This is a genomic window from Pseudomonas sp. PDM14 (assembly GCF_014851905.1).
Taxonomy (GTDB): domain Bacteria; phylum Pseudomonadota; class Gammaproteobacteria; order Pseudomonadales; family Pseudomonadaceae; genus Aquipseudomonas.
In genome coordinates this window covers 1,460,495-1,485,767 of the sequence record NZ_JACVAQ010000002.1, presented here as the reverse complement: position 1 = coordinate 1,485,767, position 25,273 = coordinate 1,460,495, and the positions used below count along the sequence as shown (strand labels likewise).

Sequence of the window (25,273 nt, the reverse complement as noted above, 5' to 3'; positions counted from 1 at the left end):
TCCCTGCTGCGGACCTTGTTGGCAGCGCCCCCGTGACGAAACTGGCGGCCTTTATTTAAAGCCGCAGGTTTGCCCGCTCTCTTCGCTTCAGCCCTGAACACATATCGGACTTCGTCGTGCTTGCAGCAGGGCGAAGCTGCGCAAGCCTGCCCAGCAGACGGGACAGGCAAAAGCGGTGAATGGACTGATGCGACCGGCAGGCCTCTTGGCACTGATGCAAGGGGAAGTGCATGTCGTCATGGTCGATTCACCGAGCGCTACGGCCGGTGTGGCTGGTAGCAGGTCTTTGGCTAGTGTCGGGAGGCGCCCAGGCTGCCAGTGTCGACCTGAGCCTGACCCAGTGCCTTTCTGCGCCCAACCCGGCGGCGCGTGGCGGCGAGGTGGCCTTCACCCTCAACTACGAAAATGGCTCATCGGCGCCGGCGACCGGGTCGAGCATCCGCATTCCGCTACCGGCCACGACCGAGTATGTGGCCGGGTCCGCCTCGTCCGGTTGCGTGCATGACGGTGCCAGCCCTGGCGCCGTGGTCTGTACCTTCCCGACCCTGACGGGCAGTGCCAAGGGCTCGGTGTCGCTGCAGTTGCGTACCACCGCGGCAACCGGTGCCAGCATCAGCAGTCAGGCGCTGTTCACCGCCGGATCGGGTGACAACGATCCGATCCCGGCCAACAACACCCGCTCCTGCAGCGCGACCATCGACAATGGCGCCAACCTGTCGGCCGCCATCAGTTCCTCGCAGGCCAGCGTGCCCGGCGGCAGCGACATCACTTGGCTGGTCAACGGCAGCAACACCGGGCCGAACCCGGCCAACGGCCAGACCTTCGTCACCACGCTGCCCAACACCCTGAGCTATCAGTCCGCCTCCGGCTCCGGCTGGAGCTGCTCGGCGGCGGGGCAGGTCGTCACCTGCAATCGCAGTGGCTCGCTGGCGGTCAGTGCCGCCTACCCGCAGTTGTCCATCGTCTCGCGCCTGGCCAGCTCGGTGACCAGCGGCAGCGTCACGCTCAGCGGCAGCATCAGCTCGGCCACCGCCGACCCGGTGCCAGCCAACAACACCTCGACGGCGTCCGTGACGGTCACCCCCGGTGCCGACCTGCAGGTCGGTGTGGCGGTTGGCTCGGCCCAGGTCACGCCCGGTGGCACGGTCAGCTACACCCTGACCGCGACCAACAACGGTCCCAGCGCGGCCAACACCGGGCTCGACGTCGTCTTCCAGCTGCCGCCAGGCTTCACCCCGAACGGAGTGCCAACGCCGTCGGGCAGTGGCTGGGGTACCTGCAGCTGGGCGGGTCAGCTGCTGACCTGCCCCTACAGCGGCAGTTACACCAGTGGCCGCGTAGAAACCATCAGCGTCACCGCCACCGCGCCGAATGACACGGCGCCGACCCAGTACAACGGCACCAACGACAGCCGGGCAACCGTCACCGGTCGCGCGGGCGGCCCGGATGATCCGCGCCCGACGAACAACAGCGCGCGGCAGAACGTGCTGGTGACGCCGTCCAACGCGGTCGACCTGGCCTTCACCAAGGTCAAGGCGCCGAGCCCGGTGGCCGTTGGCAGCGAGATCACCAGCACCTTCACCATCACCAACGCCCAGGGCCCTTACGCGGCGGCAGCCGGCAGCATCACCCTGACCGACGTGCTCAACGATGCACAGGAAAGCTACCTGGGTGTGAGCGGCCCCTGGAGCTGTTCGGCACAGCCGGGCGTGCCAAGTGCGGGCCGCACGTCGGTGGCCTGCACCAACAACGCCGCGCTGCCGATGGGCGGCAACAGCCAGTTCACCATCCGTACCCGCGCCGAGCAGAGCGGACAGCTCGTCAACCAGGCGCAGATCTACCACGACGGCAACTGGAACCCGAACCGCAACAACATCATTTCGGCCGAGGTCACGGCGACCGCCGGCACCAACTCGCCGGACCTGGCGATCAGCAAATCGGTCGACGACCCGATCCTGAGCAATGCCCAGACCAACCGCACCTACACCCTGGTGGTGACCAACAAGGGCGACAGGGATGGCAATCCGGTAGACGCCTCGGACCTGGTGATCACCGACAACCTGCCGGACTTCCTGGTCACCGGCAGCGGTGTGACCATTCCGGCAAGCGTCAGCGCCAGCAGCACCAACGGCTCCGATGCGGTGTTCGCCTGTGCCCGCAGCGGTCGCACCCTGACCTGCACCCAGCAGAGCGGTACCGTGCTGAAGCAAGATGACACGGCGACCATCACCATCGGTATCGCCCGGCCGCTGCGTGCCGGCACGGCCTGGGTCAACGAGGCCAGCGTCTATTCGACAACCCAGGGCGATCCGACCCCGGCCGACAACGTGGCCTCGGTCAACCTGCGCATCGACCCCATCGCCGACCTGCAGATGGTCAGCAAGACGGTCACGCCCAACCCGGTCCAGGCCGGCGTGGCGGCGACCTACGTGGTGACCTTCCGCAACGAGGGCCCGGACGCGTCGAGCAACGTGGTGGTGAAGGATGACTTCGTCCTGGCGTCCGGTGATCCCGGCTTCACCTTCGTTTCGGCGAACCTGACCGGCACGGGTGGTGGCAGTTGCAGTGGCCTGGTGGCGGGCACCTCCTACACCAGCGCCGGCCGGCACAGCCTGACCTGCAGCGGCTTCAGCCTCGACAGCGGGCAGCAGCGCACGGTCAGTGTGGTGGTCCGGCCGAACTGGCAGACCGGCAATGAAGGCTCGGTTGCGCTGCAGAACCAGGCACGCATCTACAGCACCAGCACGCCTGAGGTGGTGGCTGGCGCGATCAACGATATCGGCACGGATGCCAGCGTGACCCGTGGTGCCCTGGGCAACTTCGCCAGCGCCACCCTGAACGTCAACAACGCCCAGCTCAACGTGCTGATCGTCACCAACGACGAGGATCCGGCCGGTCCGGACCCGCTGGGCTTCGACCCGGCCAATGGCGGCGACAACGCCGACAACGACATCCGCTACCTGGTCCGAGTCAACAACCAGGGACCGTCGCGGGCGACCGGCCTGGGCTTCACCTACCGGATGCGCACGCCGGCCGGCAAGACCCTGCGTTTCATCGGCGTCGATGGCGCCAACCTGACCTGCGACCAGGTGGGTAGCACCGTGACCGGTGGTGATCTGACGATCAGCTGCGACTTCACCGGAGCGGATGCCCAGCTCGCGGCAGGCGGCTCCATCAGCCGTCATCTGCGCTTCCGTGCGCTGACCATTCCGGACGAGGCCGGCTACGTGGTCGAGACCCAGGCGACCGTGCGCGTCAACGAGCAGGACACCAACCTCGACGACGACGTCAGCGAGGAAAGCACCACCATCCGCGTGCGTTCGGACATCGCCATCGCGGTGCCCGACCAGGGCCCGGTGGAGGTGCTGGAGCCGTTCAACTGGGTGTTCAACGTCACCAACAATGGCCCGGGCGCTTCCGGTCAGACCGACCTGAGCAGCACCCTGCATGCCGACATGGCCTTCATCAGCGGCTCACCGGTGACCTGGAGCAACGCGGTCGATGGCACCAGCGGTACCTGCAGCGTCAGCGGGCAGGCGCTGAGCTGCGATTTCGGCCGGGTCAGCGACGATGCGGTGGCCGTGGTCACGGCACCGGTACGCTTCGTCAGTTACCCGAGCGGCGGTAGCCGGCAGACCTGCGCGACCGCGACCACCAACCAGGTCGACCCGGTGTCGGGCAACAACGTCAGTGCCTGCGGCACGGCCAGCGTGATCCGCTCGAGCATCGCCGGGGTGGTCTACGTCGACCGCAACAACAACGGTATTCAGGACACCGGCGAGCTGGGCATTGCCAACACCCCGGTGCAGTTGAGCGGTTCGGATGCCTACGGCAACGACGTCGACCTCAGCGTGAATACCGCCGCCGACGGCAGCTTCCTCTTCGATAACCAGAACGGCGGCAGCCAGCGCGATGCGCTGGGCTATCTGAACGCGGCCGACGCCAATGGCTACGTCCTGACCCAGCCGTTGCCAACCGGTTACTTCGACGGTCTGGACAGCCCTGGCACGGCCGGCGGCACCCACGCGCAGGACGCCACTGTCAGCTCCACCGACCTGATCAACGTGATCGCGCTCGGTCGGGACACCGCGGCTACCGGCTATCTGTTTGGCGAACTGGTGATCGCCAGCCTGTCGGGTCGGGTCTGCGTCGACCGCAACGACAACGGCATCTGCGAACCTGGTGAGGAGGGCATTCAGGGCGTTTCCATCAGCCTGTCCGGGACCACCGCGAACGGCTTGGATGTCTGCAGCGTGCTGCCCAGTTGCTCGGTGCTGACCGACGCTTCGGGCGCCTACCGCGTCGAAGTGCCGGCCAGCGATGCCAGCGGCTACACCCTGACCCAGCAGGCCAACACCAGCTCGCCACTGAACGCCTTCCGCGATGGCCGCGAAAGTGCCGGCACGCTCGGTGGCACGGCCAACGACAGCCCGCTTGGCAGCGACAGCATCAGTGGCATCCAGGTTGACGCCGATGACGTGGGCACCGGTTATGACTTCGCCGAGACCGGATCGAGCCTTTCCGGCCTGGTGTACCTCGACGGCAACGATGACGGCCTGCGTGACCCGGACGAGCAGGGCATTCCAGGCGTGACCATCACCCTGACCGGCACCACGCCTGATGGCGTGCAGGTGTGCGGTACGGTGTTGCCGCTGTCTGCCTGTACCACCGTGACGGGCGCGGACGGCAGTTACCGCTTCGACGGCCTGCCCAACGGCACTTACCAGGTGACCGAGACGCAACCGGCGGCCCATCAGGATGGCAAGGACACGGCCGGCACCGGTGGTGGCACGCCAGGCGGTCCGGGTAGCGATGTGATCAGCGGCGTCAGCATCAACGGGGCCGACGTGTCGGGCTATCTGTTCGGCGAGCATGACGGTGTCGCGACCAGCGCCCAGGTATCGGGCAAGGTGTGGTTCGAGTCGGCCAGCCGCGACCAGCAACAGAACGCCAGCGAGCGTGGCCTCGAAGGCTGGCTGGTCGAAGCGCGCAACAGCGCGGGGCAGTTGATGGCCACCGCCACCACCGGCGCTAACGGCAGCTACAGCTTCAACCTGCTGCCCGGCAACTACAGCCTGTCGTTCTCGCACCCGGTGAGCCGCGCGCTCTACGGTACACCGGTGGCCCAGGACCCGAACGGCGCCGTCAACGGCACCGTGGACAGTGGTGCGCGGGTCATCAACCTGACCGTCACCGGCGGCGCGAACATCGTCGAGCAGAACCTGCCGGTCGACCCGTCCGGCGTGGTGTATGACGCGGTCACCCGCGAGCCGGTTGGCGGTGCGGTGGTGCGCCTGGTCGGGCCGCCCGGCTTCGATCCGGCGCTGCACCTGGTCGGTGGCACGGCGGGTGCCGTGCAGAGCACCGGGAATGACGGGTTCTACCAGTTCTTCCTGACTCTGGCTGCGCCCGCGGGCAACTACGGCCTGGAAGTAACGCCACCGGCGGGCTACCTGCCGGATGTCTCGTCGTTGATCCCCGCCTGCCAGGCGACCCTCAGTGTCGGCAGCAGCGGTGCGCCGGCACTGGTGCAGAACCAGGCAACCGCGCCGGGTACGGCCTCCGCGCTGCATGACCCGGCGGCATGTCCGGCAATCTCCGGCGGCCTGCCGGCCGGCAGCGGCAGCACCCAGTACTACCTGAGCTTCAACATGAATCCGGCCTCGGACGATGTGATCAACAACCACATCCCGCTCGACCCGATCCTTGGCGGCGCCATCGTCATGACCAAGAACACGGCGAAGGTCAACGTGACCCGCGGCGAGCTGGTGCCTTACGTGCTGACCGCGCGTAACACCCTGTCCAGCACGCTGGCCAACATCGCCATCGAGGACCAGATCCCGCCGGGCTTCAAGTACATCAAGAACTCCGCGCAGATCGACGGCGTGCCGATGGAGCCACAGGTCGAAGGGCGGCGCCTGCGCTGGCCGGACCGCACCCTCAGCGGTGGCCAGGTGGTGACCATCAAGCTGCTGCTGGTGGTGGGCTCCGGGGTTGGCTTCAACGAGTACGTCAACCAGGCCTGGGCGCTGAACCTGATCGCCAATTCCCGCGTGTCCAACGTCGCCACCGCCAGTGTGCGGGTGGTCGCCGACCCGACGTTCGATTGTTCCGACCTGATCGGCAAGGTCTTCGATGACCAGAACCGCAACGGCTACCAGGACGAAGGCGAGCCCGGCATTCCCGGCGTGCGCCTGGCCACGCCGAAGGGCTGGCTGGTGACCACCGACGAGTACGGCCGCTACCACATTGCCTGCGCCGACGTGCCCAGCGAGATGCGTGGCAGCAACTTCATCCTCAAGGTCGACGAGCGCACGCTGCCGAGCGGCTACCGCGTGATCACCGAGAACCCGCGCGTGGTGCGCATGACCCAGGGTCGCCTGGTCAAGGCCAACTTCGGCGCGAGTATCCACCGCGTGGTGCGTCTGGACCTGGGCAGCGATGCCTTTGGCCAGGACAACAAGCTGACCACCGAGTACGCCACGCGTCTCGATGAGGTGCTCACGCTGCTGTACGCCGAACCGTCGATCCTGCGCATCGCCTACCGCATGCCGGTGGAGGGTGAGGTAAGCGACGCGCGCAAACGCGTGACCTATGTGAAGGACTGGATCAAGGAGCATTGGGAGCCCCACGACTGCTGTTACGACCTGCAACTGGAGGAAGAAATCGTACCGGCGACTGATAGCGTGGAGGTGATCCGATGAGCATGCGTAACCTGTTGGTGTGCGGTATTGCCGCACTGACCCTGAACCCGCTGGCCGTCGCCGTGTCGATCGCCGCCGAGCAGTGTGAAGTTGGCAAGGGCTGTGGCCTGCAAGGGCCGCGTGGGGCGATGGAGGACGAGTCGCTGCTGCAGCGCCGGCCCTTCACTGCCGCTGGGCTGCCGGCATTGCCGGCCAACGCCGAGCGTGAACTGCCGCGCGAGAAGCTGATTCTCTGGCAGCTCGATGGCGCCCTTGGTGAGCGCGAGCAACTGGTCGCCGTGGGCGACGAGCAGGTCAGCTCGGTGGTGCTGCGCGATGGCCTGCCGGTGGTGCGCTTTGCCTCAGGCCGCTCGGCAGTGCCCGAGCGCGACAGCGATGCCCTGGACACGCTCATGGCGCGCCTGCAAGGCAAGCGCAACCTGCGCCTGCGCCTGATCGGCCATACCGATCCGCAGCACCTGTCGCAGCGCAGCCAGGCCATCTACAACGACAACCAGGGGTTGGGTCTGCAACGCGCCAAGGAAGTGGGCGAGATCTTCCGCCAGCGCCTGAACCTCAAGGCCGAGCAGATCCAGCTCGACAGCCGCGGGCCGCGCGAGCCGCTGCTGCAGGGTGACAGCCCCGAAGCCTGGGCGCTGAACCGCCGTGTGGAAGTGGAAATCTGGTACGACGAAGCCGTGGTCAGCACCCCGGCCAAACCACAGGCCTGCGCGCCGGGCAGCGTGGCCGAGGAGGGCGTGGCGCCGTTTCGCATCAGTGTCGATGGCCAGCCGCAGGGCACGGATGGTACGGCCGGCAGCGCCGATACCCAGCGCTGTGTCGACGTCGCCCTGGCCCACGACCTGCTGCAGGTGCGTTTCGACAACCTCTCGGCGCAGCCGCGCCTGAACCTGGTGTCCGGTGCCCGCGTGGCGCGCATCGGTGAACCGCTGGCCTTCAGCGGTTACAGCAACTACCTGCACTGGATCGAGCGTGCCGAGGTGCGCATCATCGGCAAGCGTCGTCTGTTCGGCGAGCCGCAGGTGCTGGAAACCATCGCCCTCGACCCACAGCTCAACGGCAGCTGGACGCCGCCTGCCGGCACGCCCGAGCGCGTGCACTACCAGTTGCGCGTGTACGACGCCGCAGGCCGTTACGACGAGACCAGCGTGCAGCTGCTCAACGTCGCCCGTGGTGAACTGGCGAAAGAGTCGGATGAGGACATCGCCGCCGACCTGCTCGCCGGCTACGGTGGCAACCGCCTGCAGCGCCACACCATTCCAGTGGCTGGCGGCACGGTGACCATCAACGGCAAGCAGGTGAAGGACGGCCAGCACGTGTTCGTCATGGGGCGCCCGGTGCCGGTGGACGGCAGTGGCACTTTCGCCAGTGCGCAGATCATCCCGCGTGGCCTGCACACCGTCGAAGTGGCGGTGCTCGACGACGAAGGCAAGGGGCGCATCTACCGCCGCGACCTGCGCCTGCCGCAGAACGACTGGTTCACCGTGGCCATTGCCGACTTCACCGTCGGCCAGCAGGACACCAGTGGCCCGGCGCGCCTGGTCACCCAGGAAGACCGCTACTACGACGACAAGCTGTATGCCGACGGCCGCCTGGCGTTCTATACCAAGGGCAAGGTGGACGACAAATACACCATCACCGGCAGCGTCGACACCGGCGAGGCACCGGCCGACAGCCTGTTCAGCAACTTCAACGACAAGGACCCGCGCGAGTTCCTGCGGCGCATGAGTTCCGACTCGGACAAGGGCTGGGCGACCTTCGGCGACGATTCGACCCTGGTCGAGGACGCGCCGACCCGCGGCAAGTTCTACGTCAAGGTCGAGGACGAGAAGTCCCACGCCATGTGGGGCAACTTCCGCGAGCAGATCCGCGAGACCGAGCTGACCCAGATCGACCGCAGCCTCTATGGTGCCCAGGTGCGCTACCGCGATGACGCCTTCACCGCGTTCGGCGAGCGCCGCCTGCAGGTCGAAGGCTTCGCCGCCGAGCCGGGCACCGCCTCGGCCCGCGAGGATTTCCGTGGTACCGGTGGTTCCCTCTACTACCTGCGCCACCAGGACGTCACCGAAGGCAGCGAGCGCGTGCGCATCGAGGTGCGCGACAAGGATTCCGGGCTGGTGCTGCACAGTCAGGACCTGGTCGCCGGCATCGACTACGAGGTCAACGCGTTGCAAGGCCGGGTGATCCTGACCCAGCCGCTGTCGGCCACCGCTGATGGCAGCACGCTGATCCGCTCCGGCGGCAGCCTGTCCGGCAACCCGGCGTTCCTCGTCGTCGGCTATGAATACTCGCCGGGTCTGGATCAGCTCGACGACCTGGCCTACGGCGGCCGCGCGGCCTACTGGGTCAACGACAAGGTGCGCGTCGGCGTGACTGGCAGCATGCAGGAACAGACCGGCCGCGAAGACCAGACCCTGGGCGGCGGCGACCTGCTGCTGCGCCACAGCGAAGGCACCTGGCTGAAACTGGAGTCGGCGCAGAGCGAAGGCGACAGCCTCGACCAGCGCTTCTCCTACGACGGCGGTTTCGGCTTCGGCCAGGAAGTCGCCGGCACCGATTCGCGCGCCCGTGCCAACCGCATCGAGACTGCCTTCGACCTCAAGGACGTGGTCGACGATGCCGATGGCCGCGGCACCTTCTATTACGAAAGCCGCGATGCCGGTTTCTCCGCGCCAGGGCGCCTGTCCGAGTTGGCCAGCGACCAGGTCGGCGGTAGCTACACCGCGCCGCTTAGCGAGAAGACCGAAATCACCCTGAAGGCCGACCAGACCGAGGAAGACGGCGGGCGCTCGCGCCGCGCCGCCGAAGGTATTGTCGCCTACGACCTGAGCGACGCCTGGCGCCTGTCCGCCGGCCTGCGCAATGACCGGCAGACCTACGGCAGCTCGTACCGCAACCTCTACACCGGCACCTACGCCGGTTACGACAGCGGCAGCTACGACGAGGGCGAGCGCAGCGATGCACTGGTCCAGGCGCTCTACCACGCCGAGGAAGACTGGTCGGTGTACGGCTTCGGCCAGGGCACCGTCAGCCGTGACGGCGGGCGCCAGGCCAACAACCGCCTGGGCGTCGGTGGCGACTACCGGCTCAACGAGCGCACCTCGCTGAACGGTGAACTGTCCGGCGGCAACCTCGGCGTGGGCGCCAAGGCCGGGGTCGGCTACGACGCCTCGGACCGCACCAACGTCTACCTCAACTACCAGCTGGACAGCGACCGCAGCGACGACGGCTTCGCCAGCCGCAGCGGTCTGGAGGGCAGCGGCCGCACCGGGCAGTTCGTCTCCGGCGCCCGTTCGCGCTGGACCGACAGCACCAGCGTGTACGCCGAGCAGCGCGTGCAGCACGGCGACCAGGCCGGGCTGATCCAGGGCTACGGCCTCGACTTCGCCCCGGATGACCACTGGAGCTACGGCGTCACCACCGAGTTCGGCACCTTCAACGAAGACACCGACTACGCACTGAAACGCCGCGCCATCGGCGGCAAGGTCGGCTACAGCAATGGCGACCTGCGCTACGCCAGCCGCCTGGAGTACCGCGAGGACAGCAGCGACGTGCAGGACCTGAGCGTGTGGCTGATGCGTAACAACATCAGCTACAAGGTCAACCCGGACTGGCGTTTCATCGGCAAGCTGGACTTCTCGGTGGGCGATTCCGACCGCGGCGACTACTTCGACGGCGACTTCGTCGAGGCGTCGCTCGGCTATGCCTACCGCCCGGTGTTCAACGACAAGCTCAACCTGCTGACCAAGTACACCTACCTGGCGGACCTGCCGCCACCGGATCAGGTGTCCACGGCCACCGGCAGCACGGTCGACTACGCCCAGCGCAGCCACGTCTTCGCCATCGACGGCATCTACGACCTCAACGAGCGCTGGAGCGTCGGCGGCAAGTACGCCTATCGCCTCAGCGAACTGCGCATGAGCCGCGACACCTCGGCCGACTGGTTCGACAGCCGTGGTCAGTTGATCGCCGCGCGTGTGGACTGGCACGTGGTGAAGAAGTGGGACCTGATGGCGGAAGTGCGCCGACGTGACGAGTTCGCCGCCAAGGACAGCCGCACCGGCGCCCTGGTGGGCGTGTATCGGCACTTCGGCAACCACTTCAAGGCGGGCGTCGGCTACAACTTCAGCGACTTCAGCGATGACCTGACCGACCTGTCGTACCGCAGCCAGGGCTGGTTCTTCAACGCCGTCGGCAAGTACTGACGGTGCGTCCACCCGCCAGGCGACAGGCTCTGGCGGGTGGCGGACGGGCGCCCTGGCGACTGACTATCGAGTCAATACACGGTGGGGTGGTTGTCCCGCACCGGATGAAGTAGGACAATTGCGCGCCTCCCGTTTCCTGTAGCGACCCTGCATGGCTTTTCTCGCTCTCGGCATCAACCACAAGACCGCCTCGGTGGACGTGCGCGAGCGCGTGGCGTTTACCCCCGAGCAACTGGTCGAGGCCCTGCAGCTGCTGTGTCGGCACACGCCGAGCCGGGAAGCGGCGATCCTCTCCACCTGCAACCGCAGCGAGCTGTACCTGGAGCAGGACCAGCTGGCCGCCGACGACGTGTTGCAGTGGCTGGCCGACTATCACCACCTGAGTGTCGACGACCTGCGCGCCTGCGCCTACATCCACCAGGACGATTCCGCCGTGCGTCACATGATGCGCGTGGCCTCGGGCCTGGACTCGATGGTGCTCGGCGAACCGCAGATCCTCGGCCAGATGAAGTCCGCCTACGCCGTGGCGCGCGAGGCCGGCACCGTCGGCCCGCTGCTCGGCCGCCTGTTCCAGGCCACCTTCAGCACCGCCAAGACCGTGCGCACCGACACCGCCATCGGCGAGAACCCGGTGTCCGTGGCCTTTGCCGCGGTGAGCCTGGCCAAGCAGATCTTCGCCGACCTGCACCGCAGCCAGGCGCTGCTGATCGGCGCCGGGGAGACCATCAGCCTGGTCGCCCGTCACCTGCACGACCAGGGCATCAAACGCATCGTCGTCGCCAACCGCACCCTGGAGCGCGCCAGTCAGCTGGCCGAGCAGTTCGGTGCGCACGCGGTGCTGCTGGCCGACATCCCGCAGGAGCTGGCCAACAGCGACATCGTCATCAGCTCCACCGCCAGCCAGTTGCCGATCCTCGGCAAGGGCGCGGTCGAGCGCGCGCTGAAGCAGCGCAAGCACAAGCCGATCTTCATGGTCGACATTGCCGTGCCGCGCGACATCGAGCCGGAAGTCGGCGAGCTGGATGACGTCTACCTGTACACCGTCGACGACCTGCACGAGGTCATCGAAGAAAACCTCAAGAGCCGCCAGGGTGCCGCCCAGGCCGCCGAGGAGCTGGTCAGCGCCGGTGCCGGCGATTTCATGGTGCGCCTGCGCGAGCTGGCCGCGGTGGATGTGCTCAAGGCCTACCGCCAGCAGGCCGAGCGCCTGCGTGACGAGGAACTGGCCCGTGCCCAGCGCATGCTCGCCAACGGCAGCGCTGCCGAAGACGTGCTGGCCCAGCTGGCCCGCGGCCTGACCAACAAGCTGCTGCATGCGCCGAGCGTGCAACTGAAGAAAATCTCCGCCGACGGCCGCTTCGATGCGCTCGCCGTGGCCCAGGAACTTTTTGCCCTCGATGAGGGCGAGTCGAAGCAATGAAAGCCTCACTGTTGAACAAGCTGGACATCCTCCAGGACCGCTACGAGGAGCTCACCGCGCTGCTCGGCGATGGCGAGGTAATCAGCAACCAGACCCAGTTCCGCGCCTATTCCAAGGAGTACGCCGAAGTCGAGCCGGTGATCGCCACCTATCGCGAATTCCGCAAGGCCCAGGCCGACCTCGAAGGCGCCCAGGCGCTGCTCAAGGACAGCGACCCTGACCTGCGCGAGATGGCTGAGGAAGAAGCCGCCAGCGCCCGCGAGCAACTGGTTGAACTGGAAAACCGCCTGCAGCGCATGCTGCTGCCCAAGGACCCGAAAGACGGCCACAACGTGTTCCTCGAAATCCGCGCCGGCACCGGTGGCGACGAGGCGGCGATCTTCTCCGGCGACCTGTTCCGCATGTACTCGCGCTACGCCGAGCGCCAGGGCTGGCGCGTCGAGGTGCTCTCCGAGAACGAGGGCGAGCACGGCGGCTATAAAGAAGTGATCGCCCGTGTCGAGGGCGACAATGTCTACGCCAAGCTCAAGTTCGAGTCCGGCGCCCACCGCGTGCAGCGCGTGCCGGAAACCGAATCCCAGGGCCGCATCCATACCTCGGCCTGCACCGTGGCGGTGTTGCCCGAGCCGGATGAGCAGCAGGCCATCGAGATCAACCCGGCCGACCTGCGCGTGGACACTTACCGCGCTTCCGGCGCCGGCGGCCAGCACATCAACAAGACCGACTCGGCCGTGCGCATCACCCACCTGCCGACCGGCATGGTCGTCGAGTGCCAGGAAGAGCGTTCGCAGCACAAGAACCGCGCCCGCGCCCTGGCCTGGCTGGCGGCCAAGCTGCAGGACCAGCAGGACGCCGCCGCGCACAAGGAAATCTCCGACACGCGCAAGCTGCTGGTCGGCTCCGGCGACCGTTCCGAGCGCATCCGCACCTACAACTTCCCCCAGGGGCGGGTCACCGATCACCGCATCAACCTGACCCTGTACTGCCTGGACGACGTGCTCTCCGGCGGTGTGGAGGCGGTGATCGAACCGCTGCTGCAGGAATTCCAGGCCGACCAGCTGGCCGCCCTGGGCGATTGATTTACACCCCACTCCCGGAGGGAGAGGAGGCGCAGAGCATCGCGCGTAGGGTGGATGACGCGCTGTTCATCCATCAACAAGCCCGTACGGTGGATCGCTGACGTGCTTCGATCCGCTTCACGAGAGACCCATGGCCACCATCCAATCCCTGCTCGATAGCGCCGATCTGCCTGACTCGCCCAGCGCGCGCCTGGATGCCGAGCTACTCCTGGCTGCCGTGCTGGGCAAGTCGCGCAGCTACCTGCGCACCTGGCCGGAGCGTGAGCCGAGCACCGAGCAGCAGGCCGCCTTCGCCACGGCCCTGCAGCGCCGCCGTAGCGGTGAGCCGGTGGCCTACATCCTCGGCCAGCAGGGCTTCTGGAGCCTGGATCTGGAAGTCGCCCCGCACACCCTGATTCCCCGCCCGGACACCGAGCTGCTGGTGGAAGCCGCGCTGCAGTTGCTACCCGCCACGCCACTGCGCGCCCTCGACCTGGGCACCGGCACCGGTGCCATCGCCCTGGCCCTGGCCAGTGAGCGCCCGGGCTGGCGCGTTACCGGCGTCGACCGCATCGACGACGCCGTGGCTCTGGCCGAACGCAATCGCCAGCGCCTGCAGCTGGCCAATGCCGCGTTCCGTGCCAGCCACTGGTTTGCCGCGCTGGCGGGCGAGCGCTTCGGCCTGATCGTCAGCAACCCGCCGTACATCGCCGCCGATGATCGCCACCTGGGCGAGGGCGACGTACGCTTTGAACCGCTGAGCGCGCTGGTGGCCGGTGCCGATGGTCTCGACGACATTCGCCTGATCGTCGAACAGGCGCCGGACTACCTCGACGCGGCTGGCTGGCTGCTCCTCGAACACGGCTATGATCAGGCCGAGGCGGTGCGCGCACTGTTGCTCGCGCGCGGTTTCAGCGCTGTCGAAAGCCGCCATGACCTCGGCGGCCACCAACGAATTTCCCTGGGGCAATGGCCAGCCTGATGAACCTGGAACTCAACGACGAGGAACTGCTGCGCTACAGCCGGCAGATCCTCCTGCCGCAGATCGACATCGCCGGCCAGCTGCGCCTCAAGCAGAGCCGCGCGCTGATCGTCGGCCTCGGCGGGCTCGGCTCGCCGGTGGCGCTGTACCTGGCGGCGGCGGGGGTCGGCGAACTGCACCTGGCCGATTTCGACACGGTCGACCTGAGCAACCTGCAACGGCAAGTCATCCACGACAACACGCAGCTCGGCGTGAGCAAGGTCGACTCGGCGCTGGCCCGGCTGAGTGTGCTGAACCCGCAGATCGCGTTGCGTGCCCACCGCACCGCGCTGGATGAAGACTCCCTGGCCGCCGCGGTGGCCGCCGTCGACGTGGTGCTCGACTGCTCGGACAACTTCACCACCCGCGCTGCGGTCAATGCCGCCTGCGTGGCTGCCGGGGTGCCGCTGGTCAGCGGTGCGGCGATCCGCCTGCAGGGGCAGCTGGCGGTGTTCGATCCGCGCCGGGCCGAGAGCCCCTGCTACCACTGCCTGTTCGGCCACGGCGACGACAGCGAACTGACCTGCAGCGAGGCCGGCGTGGTCGGCCCGCTGGTAGGCCTGGTCGGCAGCCTGCAGGCGCTGGAGGCGCTCAAGCTACTGGCCGGTTTCGGCGAGCCGCTGGTGGGCCGGCTGCTGCTGATCGACGCGCTGGACTCGCGCTTTCGCGAATTGCGCATGAAGCGCGACCCCGGATGCAGCGTGTGTGGAGCGCGGCCATGAGCAATGCGGCGCCGATCGGCGTGTTCGATTCCGGCGTTGGCGGGCTCTCGGTGCTGCACGAGATTCGTGCACGTCTGCCCGACGAATCCCTGTTGTACGTCGCCGACAGCGGGCATGTGCCCTACGGCGAAAAGAGCCCGGAGTTCATCCGCGAGCGCAGCCAGCGCATCACCGAGTTTCTCCTGGGGCAGGGCGCCAAGGCGCTGGTGCTGGCCTGCAACACCGCCACCGCCGCCGCGGTGGCCGACCTGCGCGAGCGCTACCCGGATCTGCCCATCGTCGGCATGGAGCCGGCGGTGAAGCCGGCGGCGGCCGCCACGCGCAGTGGCGTGGTTGGCGTGCTGGCCACCACCGGTACGCTGAAAAGCGCCAAGTTCGCGGCTCTGCTCGACCGGTTCGCCAGCGATGTGCGCGTGGTCACCCAGCCGTGCCCGGGCCTGGTCGAGCAGATCGAGGCGGGTGAGCTGGACACCCCGCGTACCCGTGAACTGCTGCAGGGCTGGGTCGCGCCGCTGCTCGCCGAAGGCTGCGACACACTGATTCTCGGCTGTACCCATTACCCGTTCATCAAGCCGCTGCTGCGCGAGCTGGTGCCAGAGCAGGTGCGCCTGGTGGACACCGGCCCTGCCGTGGCACGCCAGTTGCAAAATCTGCTCGACCAGCGTGAACTGCGCGCCGAGTCGGGGAGCGCCGTGGCCACCCGGCTGTGGTCCAGTGGCGACGTGCAGCAGCTGCAGCGCGTGCTGCCGGTGCTGTGGTCGGAAATGGTCGAGGTTTTGGCGCTATCGACTTAAAAAATACTCTGAATTATCTGTGATTCGGGCTTTCCGAGCCCTCGGAGGTTTCTATAATCCTCTGGCGTGTGACTTAGCCTTATCACTCCCTTCGGTACAGGACGTTTACATGAAGAAGATCCTTTCCTTGGTTGCTGCCACTGCTCTGAGCATGGGCAGCCTTTCTGCGCAGGCGGTTGATTTCACCGCCGCTGTCGGCCAATCCGGTGACTCCACCATGGTCTATCGCCTGGGTGCGCAGTGGAATTGGGACAAAAGCTGGTTCGCCAGCGACGTCGGCCGTCTGACCGGCTATTGGGATGCTGCCTACACCTTCTGGGATGGCGACGAGACATCCAGCAACCACAGCCTGTCGTTCACCCCGGTATTCGTTTACGAATTCGCCGGTGAAAACGTCAAGCCGTATCTGGAAGCCGGTATCGGTGTGGCCGCTTTCGAGAACACTCAGCTGGAAAGCAACAACCTCGGTTCGTCCTTCCAGTTCGAAGACCGCATTGGCGCAGGCCTGCGTTTCTCGGGGCAGGAAGTGGGCATCCGTGCGATCCACTACTCCAACGCCGGCATCAAGCAGCCGAACGATGGCGTCGAGGCGTACAGCCTGCATTACCGCATGAGCTTCTAAGCGCAGCCGTATGGCATGGAAAAAAGCCGGGCTTGATGCCCGGCTTTTTTATGGCCGCCATTTCGGCGGAGTGTCCTGCCGGGAGCCTGCGTGGCTCTGATCAGCCATGGGTGCCTACCCGCGTATACGACGCCTTGCGCATAAGGTTAACGGTAGATCGCACCCATGCCGCCGCGCTCGTCGACGCACTCCGGCGAGCCCATCTCGAATTCGCGACAGATCAGCGGGCGCAGCTCGTAGATCGTGCAGCGCATGCTGTCGCGGTCCAGCGCCGCGCACCAGCCGTCATCCAGGCGGCGCATCACTTCGCCGCCCCAGTCGTCGGTGTCGATGAAGCGTGGCGGCACGCCGGTATCGGTGATCAGCATGACTTCCAGCTGGCAGCAGCAGGCGGCGCAGGTGGAACAGGTGACACGTGGCGTGGTGGGGAGTTGGGTGAGGGGAATCTGACTCATGCCGCGCAGTGTACGGCAGGCGCCGGCGAATCGCGCGCCGGGGCGACCGACGCCGCTCCCGGCTCATTCGGCGGTGACAGGAAAAAACGGCGCAGCACCGAGGCGCTGCGCCGCTATCGGCGGGTGACGAACCGGTCCGGTCAGCCGGCCAGGAACTCCTCGGTGGACAGCAGGGTGGCGTAGCCGAACTGCAGGGCGGCCATGAACGCGGCATGCACCTGGGCGGCCGGCACCTTGACGCCGTTGAACGCCAGGTCGAGGGTGGCGCAGGCGTCGTGGATCACGGTCACCGGGTAGCCGAAGTCGACCGCGGCGCGGGTGATGCCGTCGATGCACATGTGGCTCATGCTGCCGACCACCACCAGGGTGTCGATGCCGTGCTGGTCGAGCACGGCCTTGAGTTCGGTTTCGCGGAAGGAGTTGATGTGCTGCTTCACCACCACCGGCTCGTCGGCGCGGTTGAGCACTTTCGGGTGCAGTTGTGCGCCTTCGGAGCCCGGCACGAAGAACGGCGCGTCGTCGCTGGGGAATTCATGGCGGATGTGCACCACCAGGTCGCCGGCGGCGCGGTGCGCCTGGATGATCTTCGCTGCGTTGTCGGCCGCGGCGTGGGCACCGACCAGAGGCCATTTGCCGGCGGGGAAGTAGTCGTTCTGGATATCCACTACGATGAGCGCTTGTTTGGACATGATGGTTTCCTCGGATGGGTGTGTGTTCGTGTTGGGGCCAGTATTGCGCCCGGCACGGCCTCCGGGGATTGGCGGGAACGACAACTAGCGTGGGTAAACTGACAATGAACACCCCCCAAGTGATCGCCGAGATCGGCCTGCTGGTGTATCCCGGCGCGCAGACCTCGGCAGTGGGCGGCCTGACCGACCTGTTCGAGGTGGCCAACCGCATGGCCAGCGAGCAGGGCGCGGCGCAAGTGCCACGCCTGCGCATCAGCCACTGGCGTCTGAATGCCCAGGGCCGGGCGCTGGAGCGTGGCTTCGACAGCTTGCCCGGCAGCGACAGCACGCTGGTTGCCGTGCTGCTGCCGCCTTCGCTGGCCGAGCCGCCTGAGGGGGCGACGCTGCGGCTGCTGGCCGAGTGGATTCGTGCGCGGCATGCTGCTGGCGCAGCCGTGGGCTCGGTGTGCCTGGGGGCGTTCCTGCTGGCGGAAACCGGCCTGCTCGACGGGCGCAAGGTGACCACCCACTGGACCAGTGCCAAGACCCTTGCCGAGCGCTACCCCAGCATCAGCGTGCAGCTCGACACGCCCATCGTCGATGATGGCGACATCATCACCAGCGCCGGGCTGATGGCCTGGGCCGAGCTGGGCCTGCGCCTGGTCGACCGCCTGATGGGCCCGAGCATTGCCGCGCACACCGCGCGTTTCCTGATGGTCGAGCACAGTGACAGCGCGCGTGAGTGCGGCAGCAATTTCTCGCCGATCCTCAGCCACGGCGACGCCGCCGTGCTCAAGGTGCAGCACTGGCTGCAGGCCAGCGGCGCAGTGGACGTGTCGCTGGCGAGCATGGCCGAGCGTGCGGGCCTGGAAGAGCGCACCTTCCTGCGCCGCTTCCGTGCCGCCACCGGGCTCAAGCCCACCGAGTACTGCCAGCACGTGCGGGTGGGCAAGGCGCGCGAGATGCTCGAATTCACCAACGACACGGTCGACCACATCGCCTGGGTCGTCGGCTACCAGGACCCCGGCGCCTTCCGCAGTACCTTCCGCAAGATCACCGGCCTGGCCCCCAGCGACTACCGCAAGCGCTTCGGTGTGAGCGCGCCGAACGGGGAAAGGACCGAACTAGCGTAACCGCCTGAACCGATCCGCCAGGGCATGGCAGGTCGGCAGCACGCCGGCCCAGAGCAGCGCCAGGAGCGCCAGGGTTGGCAGCGTGCCAAGTGGCAGCGCGACATCGGCCAGGCGTGATCCGGCGAGATACGACAGCGGCCCGCCGAGCGCGCCGAGCAGGGCTCCCAGCCACCAGGGGCGTGCAGTCCAGGCCAGGCAGTGGGCCAGGGTGCTGGCGAACAGCGCCCAGAGCAGGGCCAGCCACAGCGGCAGCAGCACACTGTCACCGGCGAAGTCGAACACGCCGAGGTTGAGCAGCAGCGAGTCCAGCGTGCTGCCAAGCAACGTCACCGCCGCGATCAATCGCCACTCCCGCGGCCCGGCCAGCCACAACAGGTGCAGCAACAGGCAGGCGAGCGCGACCAGCAACAGCCAGGGCCGCTGCGCGCCGAACACGCAGGTGAACCAGCCGAGCTGGAACAGCGCGGCGTTGGCCAGGTTGCGCTGGATTGCGTTCACTCAGGCGCCGAAGTGGCCGAGCAGCGGCGCCGGGCGCGCCTGGGGTTTGGCCAGCAGCAGTTGTGCGGTGCCGATGGTGCGCTCGAGGAAGCCGCCCTCGCAGTAGCACAGGTAGAACTCCCACAGCCGGTAGAAGTGCTCGTCGTAGCCGAGCTGTTCCAGGGTGTGCCGGGCGCGGCGCAGGTTGTCGTGCCACAGGCGCAAGGTGCGGGCGTAGTGCAGGCCGAAGTCTTCCATGTGGTGCAGGTTGAGGTCGCTGTCCTTGGTGATCACCTGCAACATCTTCTGCACCGACGGCAGGGCACCGCCGGGGAATATGTAGCGCTGGATGAAGTCCACGGCGTTCTTCGCCTGCTCATAGCGCTGGTCGCGGATGGTGATGGCCTGCAGCAGCATCAGGCCATCGTCCTTGAGCAGGCGTGCGCACTGCTTGAAGTAGGTGGGCAGGAAGCGATGGCCGACCGCCTCGATCATCTCGATCGAAACCAGCTTGTCGTAGCGGCCGTCGAGGTCGCGGTAGTCCTTGAGCAGCAGGGTGACGCGCTCCTGCAGGCCCTGCTCGGCGATGCGCTGTTCGGTGTAGGCGTACTGCTCGCGCGACAGGGTCGTGGTGGTCACCCGGCAGCCGTAGTGGCTGGCCGCGTACAGGGCCATGCCGCCCCAGCCGGTGCCGATTTCCAGCAGGTGGTCGTCGGCTTGCAGGTCGAGCTTCTGGCAGATGCGTTCGAGCTTGTTCAGCTGGGCCTGCTCCAGGCTGTCCTCGTCGCGGGTGAACATCGCCGCCGAGTACATCATGGTCGGGTCGAGCAACTGCTCGAACAGCGCGTTGCCGAGGTCGTAGTGGGCGGCGATGTTCTTGCGCGAGCCCTGGCGCGTGTTGCGGTTGAGCCAGTGCAGGCCCTGCATCAGCGGGCGGCCGAAGAGCTGCGCCAGGCCGCGCTCCATGCCGTCGAGCACATCGAGGTTGCTGACGAACAGGCGGATCACCGCGGTCAGGTCTGGTGTGGTCCAGTAACCGTGGATGTAGGCCTCGCCGGAACCGATCGAACCGTTGCCGGCGATCAGCCCCCACAGCGCCGGGTCGAGCACGTCGATCTCCGCATGCGGGCCGCTGCCGGGCGTGCCGAACAGCAGGTGTTCGCCGTTCTCGATGACCGTCAGCTGGCCCTTTTGCAGCAGGCCGAGCTGGCGCAGGACGAGGCTGCGCAGCAAACCGGCGCCCACGCCGTTGCCCGCGAACAGGGCGGTTTTTGCGGTGGTCAGGCTAGGGCTTTTCATCGGTGGTCTCCTGCGCAGCGAATCGGGGTTCGGCCACGCGCAGATCACCCTGCGCGGGCTGGTGGGAAAACATCGGGGTGCGTTTGAGCAACAGGCGCAGGGCCTGCCAGTAGATGGCCAGCACGGTCTTGGCGGTCATCCAGGGAAAGCTCAGCAGGTGCCGGTGCAGGCCGGCGCGAGTCAGGGGCTGGCGCTGCAGGCCGAGGCCGGCTGCGAACAGGCGATCCGCGCCCTGCCAGTCCTCCATCTGGATGTGCAACTGCTGGTCCGGCGCACTGAAGCGCATGCGGTATTCCACATCACGCGGCAAGAACGGCGACACGTGGAAGGCCTTGGCCACGGCGAACTGCGCAGCGCCTTCTGCCGGCAGCGGCAGCACGTAGTGGTAGCGCTCGCGCCAGGGCGTGTTGCTGACTTCGCAGAGAATCGCCGCCAGCCTGCCGTCGGCTTCGTGGCAGTAGAAGAAACTCGCCGGGTTGAACGCCAGGCCCCAGCTGCGCGGCTGGGTCAGCAAGCACACCGGGCCCTGCGGCGTGTGGCCGAGGGCGGCACCGACGCGGCTGCGCACGGCGTCGATCAGGCGCGTGCCGTGGCGGGTGAACTGCGGCAGGTAGTCACGCTCGCGAAAGGCGAAGGCGGCGAAGCGGCTGCGCCCGGCCAGAGGCGACAGGCCGAGCACCTGTTCCTGCTCGTCGAGGTCGAGGTAGAGCATGCCCATGCGGTAGCGGAAGGCGTGGCCGCGCGGCAGGTAGCGCCGATGGCTGACCCAGCCGCTGTAGAGGGCGCTGTTCACAGGCGCTCGCCAAAGGCGTCGGCCACGCGCAGGGCGCTGACCACGCCATCCTCGTGAAAGCCGTTGGCCCAGTAGGCGCCGCAGAAATAGCTGTGCTGCTGGCCGTTGATGTCGCCCCAGCGCGCCTGGGCGTCGATCCCGGCCAGGCTGTACTGCGGGTGGCGGTAGGTGTAGCGGCCGAGGATGCGCGCGGGGTCGATGGCCGCGCTTTGGTTGAGGCTGACGCAGAAGGTGGTGTCGCTGGCGATGCCCTGCAGGATGTTCATGTCGTAGGTCACCGCGGCGGGCTGATGGCGCGCACCGCCCAGGCGGTAGTTCCAGCTGGCCCAGGCCAGGCGGCGGTCGGGCAGCAGGCGCGTGTCGGTGTGCAGGACCACATCGTTGTCGGCGTAGCGCAGGGCGCCGAGGATCTCGCGCTCACTGACGGTGGGCGCGGCGAGCATGGCCAGGGCGTCGTCGCTGTGACAGGCGAACACCACCTTGTCGAAGCGCTCGCTGCCGGCGCTGCTGTAGACGGTGACGCCCTCGGCATCGCGCTCGACGCGCTGCACCGGGCAGTTCAGGCGGATGCGCTGACTGAACGATGCGCTCAGCGGTGCCACGTAGCTGCGCGAGCCGCCGCTGACCACTCGCCATTGCGGGCGATTGCTGACCGAGAGAAGACCGTGGTTCTTGAAGAAGCGCACGAAGAACTGCAGCGGGAAGGCGAGCATGTCCTGCAGCGACATCGACCAGATCGCCGCGCCCATCGGCACGATGTAGTGGTCGATGAAGCGCGTGCCGTAGTGGCCCATGCGCAAATAGTCGCCGAGGGTCGTGGTGCTGGCGATGCGTTGCTGTTCGAGGTCGTCGAGGGCCTCGCGGTTGAAGCGCAGGATGTCGCGCAGCATGCCCCAGAACGCCGGCGACAGCAGGTTGCCGCGTTGGGCGAAGAGGCTGTTGAGGTTGTTGCCGTTGTACTCGCAGCCGCTGGCCGGATCGTGCACCGAGAAGCTCATCTCGGTGGGCTGCGAGGCCACGCCGAGCTGGTCGAGCAGCTTGATGAAGTGAGGGTAGGTCCAGTCGTTGAAGACGATGAAGCCGGTGTCGATGGCGTAGTCGCGCCCGTCCACTTGCACGTCGACGGTGTGGGTGTGCCCGCCCACCCAGTCGCCGGCCTCGAACAGGGTGATGTCGTGCTGGCGGTTGAGCAGGTAGGCGCTGGTCAGGCCGGAGATGCCGCTGCCGATGATGGCGATTTTCATGCGTTGGAATCCTGTTTGCCGCTGCGGGCCAGGCGTTTGCCGATCGCCAGTTGCAGGCCGGTAGGCAGACTGGCGAGCAGCTTCAGGGTGGCGATGAAGGGCGTGGGAAAGGCGATTTCGTGGGGCCGCTTGGGCAGCCGCCGGGCGATGTACTGCGCGGCCTTGTCCGCCGGCCAGCGCATCGGCATGGGGAAGTCGTTGCCGCGGGTCAGCGGGGTGTCGACGAAGCCGGGGCTGACCAGGGTCACGGCGATGCCGTCGGCAGCCAGGTCGATGCGCAGCGCCTCGAACAGGTAGCGCATGGCGGCCTTGGATGCGCCGTAGGCTTCGGCACGCGGCAGCGGCAGGTAGGTCACCGAGCTGGCGACGCCGACCAGGTGCGGCGCCGGGCTCAGGCGCAGCAAGGGCAGGGCAGCCTCGATGCAGTGGCTGGTGGCGAACACATTGGTGCGCATGACCCGCTCGATCATCGCTGCCTCGAACTGTCGCGACTCGATGTATTCGCAGGTGCCGGCATTGAGGATCACCTGGTCCAGCGCGCCCCAGCGCTGGCCGATGCGCTCACCGATGGCCTTGACCTGCGCCGCGTCGGTGAGGTCGCCGGGCGCCAGCAGCACCTGCTGCGGGAAACGGTCGGCCAGGGCCTGCAGTGCCGTGGTGTTGCGTGCGCTCACCGCCAGGCGGTGGCCCTGCTGCAGGAGAACCTCGGCCAGGGCGGCGCCGATGCCGCTGCTGGCGCCGGTCAGCCATATGCGCTGGCCACTGTCGTGCTGCGTCATGTCGACCTCCGTCATGCCAGTCGGCCCTTGAGCCAGCGGATCAGTGCGCCGAACAGCGGCAGGTGCTCGTAGAGCAGCGCGCCGGCATCGAAGTAGTCGCGGTGGTAGTAGACCCGCTCCGCGCGCCAGCGCAGGTGCGAGCAGCCATCGAGCTGCAGCGGGCGGCCGCCGGCCAGGCGCGGGTGGCGGTAGTGCATGGTCCAGCGCAGGTAGCCTTCGCCGTCGGCCAGCGTGTCGTAGCCGTGAAAGTCGAAGCGCAGCTCGCGCACGTTGGCGTAGAGCTGCTCGTAGTAGGCGCGCAGCGGATCGAGGCCCTGCACATCATGCAGCGGGTCGCGGAAGTGGATATCGGCGCTGTACAGCTCGGCGACGCGCTGCAGGTTGTCCTTGTTCAGGCTGGCGAAGCCGGCGGCGAAACGCTGGAGGAAGTCAGTCATCTTCGGGCTCCTGGCGCGGCAGGCCCTTGAAGGCCTGCAGGGCGCGGTCGCGGCTGGCGGCGAGGTCGACGATCGGCGTGGGGTAGCCGGCCGGGCCGAACAGCCCGCCGGCCCCCGCCGGATTGTGGATGTCGCGGTTGCTCAGGCTAGCCAGCTCGGGCAGCCAGTGGCGGATGAAGCGGCCGTCGGGGTCGAAACGCTGCGACTGGCTGATCGGGTTGAACAGGCGGAAGTAGGGCACCGCATCGGTACCGGTGGAGGCGCTCCACTGCCAGCCGCCGTTATTGGCGGCGAGGTCGCCGTCAATCAGGTGCTGCATGAAGAAGCGCTCGCCCTCGCGCCAGTCGATCAGCAAGTTCTTGCTCAGGAACATCGCCACCACCATGCGCAGGCGGTTGTGCATCCAGCCGGTGGCGAGCAGCTGGCGCATGGCAGCGTCGATCAGCGGCAGGCCGGTGCGACCTTCCTGCCAGGCGGCAAGGTCCTGCGGTGCGTGGCGCCAGGGCAGCGCCTCGGTGTGCGGGCGGAAGGCGCGGTGCCGCGAGACGCGCGGGTAGCCGACCAGTACGTGCTTGTAGAACTCGCGCCAAAGCAGCTCGTTGATCCAGGTGACGGCACCGGCGCTGCCGGTCTCGAACTCGCCCTGGTTGCTGCGCAGCGCCGCGTGCAGGCACTGGCGCGGCGACAGCACGCCGGCGGCGAGGTAGGCGGAAAGCTGGCTGGTGCCGGGTTTGGCCGGCAGGTCGCGCTGCACCTGGTAGTCGTCGATCTGCTCGTCGGCGAAGGTCGCCAGGCGCTCGAGGGCGGCGTCTTCACCGGCTGGCCACAGCGCGCGCAGGGCGTCGTCCGGGGTGGTGAAGCCCTTTACCTGGTCCGGCACGCTGTCGCTGGCGATATCCAGCGGCGCCTGTGCGCCAGGTGTGGCGACACGTTGCGGCAGCGCGGTGTGCAGGCGCTGGTAGCAGGTCTTGCGGAACTGGCTGAAGACCTTGAAGTAACCGCCGCTCTTGGTCAGCAGGCTGCCGGGCTGGAAGAACAACTGGTCGAGGTGGCCGTGGAAGCCCACGTCGATCTTCGTCAGTTCGGCGGCCACCTGCTGATCGCGCTTGGCCTCGTTGATGCCGTATTCGTCGTTGACCTGCACCTGGGCGATGGCGTGTTCGCGGCACACTTCGGCCACGACCTTGGGTGCGTCATGCCAGTGCGGAGCGCTGCGCACCAGCAGGGGCACGTTGAGACGGGCCAGTTCGCCGGCCAGGGCGCTCAGGTTGCGCAGCCAGAAGTCGACCTTGCACGGCGCGTCGTCGTGCTCCTGCCACTGCTGCGGGCTGATCAGGTACAGCGCCACGGTCGGGCCGTTGCCCATGGCCGCGGCCAGTGCGGTGTTGTCCTGTATCCGCAGGTCGCTGCGGAACCACATCAGTTGGCGCATGGTTTCTCGT

General features: G+C 67.3%; 18 protein-coding genes. 9 read left to right on the top strand and 9 right to left on the bottom strand.

Translation table 11 applies throughout. The features are described from left to right. Window positions 1-293 precede the first annotated feature (293 nt). The 8 genes from IB229_RS19445 to IB229_RS19410 all read left to right on the top strand — a co-directional run bounded on the left by IB229_RS19445 (window position 294) and on the right by IB229_RS19410 (window position 16,546). Complete coding sequence (locus tag IB229_RS19445; protein WP_192331540.1) at window positions 294-6,704, top strand: SdrD B-like domain-containing protein; 6,411 nt, start codon at window positions 294-296, stop codon at window positions 6,702-6,704. Beyond that, window positions 6,701-10,909, top strand: a complete 4,209-nt coding sequence (locus IB229_RS19440) for an OmpA family protein (protein WP_192331539.1) — start codon at window positions 6,701-6,703, stop codon at window positions 10,907-10,909. The genes IB229_RS19445 and IB229_RS19440 overlap by 4 nt, the downstream gene beginning before the upstream one ends. A 151-nt stretch (window positions 10,910-11,060) precedes the next feature. Beyond that, on the top strand, window positions 11,061-12,329 hold the full coding sequence (hemA, locus tag IB229_RS19435; protein WP_192331538.1) for a glutamyl-tRNA reductase: 1,269 nt from the start codon (window positions 11,061-11,063) through the stop codon (window positions 12,327-12,329). Beyond that, entirely contained in the window at window positions 12,326-13,408 is a 1,083-nt protein-coding gene (prfA, locus tag IB229_RS19430) for a peptide chain release factor 1 (protein ID WP_192331537.1), read from the top strand. The genes hemA and prfA overlap by 4 nt, the downstream gene beginning before the upstream one ends. A gap of 130 nt (window positions 13,409-13,538) precedes the next feature. Then, window positions 13,539-14,369, top strand: a complete 831-nt coding sequence (gene prmC / locus IB229_RS19425) for a peptide chain release factor N(5)-glutamine methyltransferase (RefSeq protein WP_192331536.1) — start codon at window positions 13,539-13,541, stop codon at window positions 14,367-14,369. Then, window positions 14,369-15,130 (top strand): molybdopterin-synthase adenylyltransferase MoeB, encoded by a 762-nt coding sequence (locus IB229_RS19420; RefSeq protein WP_192331630.1) that lies wholly within the window; start codon window positions 14,369-14,371, stop codon window positions 15,128-15,130. The genes prmC and IB229_RS19420 overlap by 1 nt, the downstream gene beginning before the upstream one ends. Further along, window positions 15,127-15,924, top strand: a complete 798-nt coding sequence (gene murI, locus IB229_RS19415; RefSeq protein WP_192331535.1) for a glutamate racemase — start codon at window positions 15,127-15,129, stop codon at window positions 15,922-15,924. Before IB229_RS19420 ends, murI begins: the two co-directional genes overlap by 4 nt. 109 nt (window positions 15,925-16,033) lie before the next feature. Beyond that, on the top strand, window positions 16,034-16,546 hold the full coding sequence (locus IB229_RS19410) for an acyloxyacyl hydrolase (RefSeq protein WP_192331534.1): 513 nt from the start codon (window positions 16,034-16,036) through the stop codon (window positions 16,544-16,546). A gap of 146 nt (window positions 16,547-16,692) precedes the next feature. Here the strand turns inward: IB229_RS19410 and IB229_RS19405 are convergent, their stop codons facing one another. Together IB229_RS19405 and IB229_RS19400 are read right to left on the bottom strand one after the other, a co-directional pair. Then, window positions 16,693-17,001, bottom strand: a complete 309-nt coding sequence (locus IB229_RS19405) for a YkgJ family cysteine cluster protein (protein WP_192331533.1) — start codon at window positions 16,999-17,001, stop codon at window positions 16,693-16,695. Between the two features lie 140 nt (window positions 17,002-17,141). Beyond that, window positions 17,142-17,690, bottom strand: coding sequence for a cysteine hydrolase family protein (locus tag IB229_RS19400; RefSeq protein WP_192331532.1), 549 nt, complete (start codon window positions 17,688-17,690; stop codon window positions 17,142-17,144). Between the two features lie 104 nt (window positions 17,691-17,794). On the opposite strand from IB229_RS19400, the gene IB229_RS19395 reads away from it, so the two are divergent. Beyond that, window positions 17,795-18,802 carry a GlxA family transcriptional regulator gene (locus tag IB229_RS19395; RefSeq protein ID WP_192331531.1) on the top strand — a complete coding sequence of 336 codons (1,008 nt, stop codon included), beginning with the start codon at window positions 17,795-17,797 and terminating at the stop codon, window positions 18,800-18,802. Here the strand turns inward: IB229_RS19395 and IB229_RS19390 are convergent. The 7 genes from IB229_RS19390 to phrB are packed head-to-tail and all read right to left on the bottom strand — an operon-like array spanning window position 18,794 to window position 25,263. Then, window positions 18,794-19,291, bottom strand: coding sequence for a DUF2878 domain-containing protein (locus tag IB229_RS19390; protein ID WP_192331629.1), 498 nt, complete (start codon window positions 19,289-19,291; stop codon window positions 18,794-18,796). The genes IB229_RS19395 and IB229_RS19390 overlap by 9 nt on opposite strands. A 9-nt stretch (window positions 19,292-19,300) precedes the next feature. Further along, on the bottom strand, window positions 19,301-20,578 hold the full coding sequence (locus IB229_RS19385; protein ID WP_192331530.1) for an SAM-dependent methyltransferase: 1,278 nt from the start codon (window positions 20,576-20,578) through the stop codon (window positions 19,301-19,303). After that, window positions 20,565-21,371 (bottom strand): DUF1365 domain-containing protein, encoded by an 807-nt coding sequence (locus IB229_RS19380; RefSeq protein WP_192331529.1) that lies wholly within the window; start codon window positions 21,369-21,371, stop codon window positions 20,565-20,567. The genes IB229_RS19385 and IB229_RS19380 overlap by 14 nt, the downstream gene beginning before the upstream one ends. Then, entirely contained in the window at window positions 21,368-22,615 is a 1,248-nt protein-coding gene (locus tag IB229_RS19375) for an NAD(P)/FAD-dependent oxidoreductase (protein WP_192331528.1), read from the bottom strand. The genes IB229_RS19380 and IB229_RS19375 overlap by 4 nt, the downstream gene beginning before the upstream one ends. Beyond that, window positions 22,612-23,394, bottom strand: a complete 783-nt coding sequence (locus tag IB229_RS19370) for an SDR family NAD(P)-dependent oxidoreductase (RefSeq protein ID WP_192331527.1) — start codon at window positions 23,392-23,394, stop codon at window positions 22,612-22,614. Before IB229_RS19370 ends, IB229_RS19375 begins: the two co-directional genes overlap by 4 nt. 11 nt (window positions 23,395-23,405) lie before the next feature. Beyond that, complete coding sequence (locus IB229_RS19365) at window positions 23,406-23,831, bottom strand: nuclear transport factor 2 family protein (RefSeq protein ID WP_192331526.1); 426 nt, start codon at window positions 23,829-23,831, stop codon at window positions 23,406-23,408. Further along, window positions 23,824-25,263: a deoxyribodipyrimidine photo-lyase gene (gene phrB / locus IB229_RS19360; protein ID WP_192331525.1), complete on the bottom strand. Its 1,440-nt coding sequence runs from the start codon at window positions 25,261-25,263 to the stop codon at window positions 23,824-23,826. The genes IB229_RS19365 and phrB overlap by 8 nt, the downstream gene beginning before the upstream one ends. Window positions 25,264-25,273: the final 10 nt, after the last annotated feature.

Bases quoted from the DNA above. Each gene is read 5' to 3' on its own strand.
- IB229_RS19365 (WP_192331526.1), bottom strand. From the start codon at position 23,831: ATGACTGACTTCCTCCAGCGTTTCGCCGCCGGCTTCGCCAGCCTGAAC.
- IB229_RS19440 (WP_192331539.1), top strand. From the start codon at position 6,701: ATGAGCATGCGTAACCTGTTGGTGTGCGGTATTGCCGCACTGACCCTG.
- IB229_RS19395 (WP_192331531.1), top strand. From the start codon at position 17,795: ATGAACACCCCCCAAGTGATCGCCGAGATCGGCCTGCTGGTGTATCCC.
- prfA (WP_192331537.1), top strand. From the start codon at position 12,326: ATGAAAGCCTCACTGTTGAACAAGCTGGACATCCTCCAGGACCGCTAC.
- phrB (WP_192331525.1), bottom strand. From the start codon at position 25,263: ATGCGCCAACTGATGTGGTTCCGCAGCGACCTGCGGATACAGGACAAC.
- IB229_RS19405 (WP_192331533.1), bottom strand. From the start codon at position 17,001: ATGAGTCAGATTCCCCTCACCCAACTCCCCACCACGCCACGTGTCACC.
- hemA (WP_192331538.1), top strand. From the start codon at position 11,061: ATGGCTTTTCTCGCTCTCGGCATCAACCACAAGACCGCCTCGGTGGAC.
- IB229_RS19420 (WP_192331630.1), top strand. From the start codon at position 14,369: ATGAACCTGGAACTCAACGACGAGGAACTGCTGCGCTACAGCCGGCAG.
- IB229_RS19410 (WP_192331534.1), top strand. From the start codon at position 16,034: ATGAAGAAGATCCTTTCCTTGGTTGCTGCCACTGCTCTGAGCATGGGC.
- murI (WP_192331535.1), top strand. From the start codon at position 15,127: ATGAGCAATGCGGCGCCGATCGGCGTGTTCGATTCCGGCGTTGGCGGG.
- prmC (WP_192331536.1), top strand. From the start codon at position 13,539: ATGGCCACCATCCAATCCCTGCTCGATAGCGCCGATCTGCCTGACTCG.
- IB229_RS19375 (WP_192331528.1), bottom strand. From the start codon at position 22,615: ATGAAAATCGCCATCATCGGCAGCGGCATCTCCGGCCTGACCAGCGCC.
- IB229_RS19370 (WP_192331527.1), bottom strand. From the start codon at position 23,394: ATGACGCAGCACGACAGTGGCCAGCGCATATGGCTGACCGGCGCCAGC.
- IB229_RS19400 (WP_192331532.1), bottom strand. From the start codon at position 17,690: ATGTCCAAACAAGCGCTCATCGTAGTGGATATCCAGAACGACTACTTC.
- IB229_RS19385 (WP_192331530.1), bottom strand. From the start codon at position 20,578: ATGAAAAGCCCTAGCCTGACCACCGCAAAAACCGCCCTGTTCGCGGGC.